Source organism: Carboxylicivirga caseinilyticus (genome assembly GCF_050589785.1).
Classification (GTDB): Bacteria; Bacteroidota; Bacteroidia; order Bacteroidales; family Marinilabiliaceae; genus Carboxylicivirga; species Carboxylicivirga caseinilyticus.
On record NZ_JBNGOX010000113.1, the window covers coordinates 1 to 887 of the forward strand.

Sequence of the window (887 nt, forward strand, 5' to 3'; positions counted from 1 at the left end):
ATTACGATTAACCGTCCAAGGGTATATAATGCCTTTCGCCCCAAGACAGTGAAAGAGCTGATTGAGGCCTTTGATATCTGTCGTGAACGTCAGGACGTGGGAGTAGTTGTTTTAACCGGAGAAGGTGATAAGGCATTTTGTTCAGGTGGTGATCAGAATGTGAAAGGATATGGTGGTTATGTAGATGATGACGGAGTGCCTCGTTTGAATGTTTTGGACTTGCATAAGCGAATTCGTTCACTACCTAAGCCGGTAGTAGCCATGGTAAATGGATATGCCATAGGAGGAGGTCATGTATTGCATGTGGTTTGTGATTTGACCATAGCTTCAGATAATGCTATTTTTGGTCAGAGTGGACCAAAAGTGGGTAGTTTTGATGGTGGATTTGGTTCATCCTATCTGGCTCGTCATGTCGGACAGAAAAAAGCTCGTGAGATTTGGTTCCTTTGTAAACAATATTCAGCTCAGGAAGCTGAAGATATGGGATTGGTAAATCGAGTAGTTCCTGTGGATCGGTTAGAAGAAGCAACCATTGAATGGTGTAAAATAATGCTTCAACGCAGCCCTATGGCTTTGCGTATGATCAAACGCGGCTTAAATGCTGAGTTGGATGGTCAGACGGGAATTATGGAGATGGCAGGTGATGCTACTTTAATGTTCTATCTGATGGAAGAAGCACAGGAAGGACGTAAGGCATTCCTGGAGAAGAGGGATCCTGATTTTCAGCAATTCCCTAAATTTCCATGATCAATCTTTAATGAGATATTTTACAAGGCTGTCCGTTCATGGATTGCCTTTTTTGTATTAGGATTGCATCTTTTTCTAAAACGTAAAAAAGGATGCGATCTTAATTGTGCTTCCCTTCGTTTCAAAACGAAGGGAAAATG

The 887-nt window shown here is 41.9% G+C and carries 1 protein-coding gene; it reads left to right on the forward strand.

Features of this window, described 5'->3' with window-relative positions; genetic code table 11:
• On the forward strand, positions 1-747 hold a 747-nt coding region (menB, locus tag ACRD62_RS22580; RefSeq protein ID WP_430822324.1), incomplete at its 5' end, for a 1,4-dihydroxy-2-naphthoyl-CoA synthase.
• Positions 748-887 lie beyond the last annotated feature (140 nt).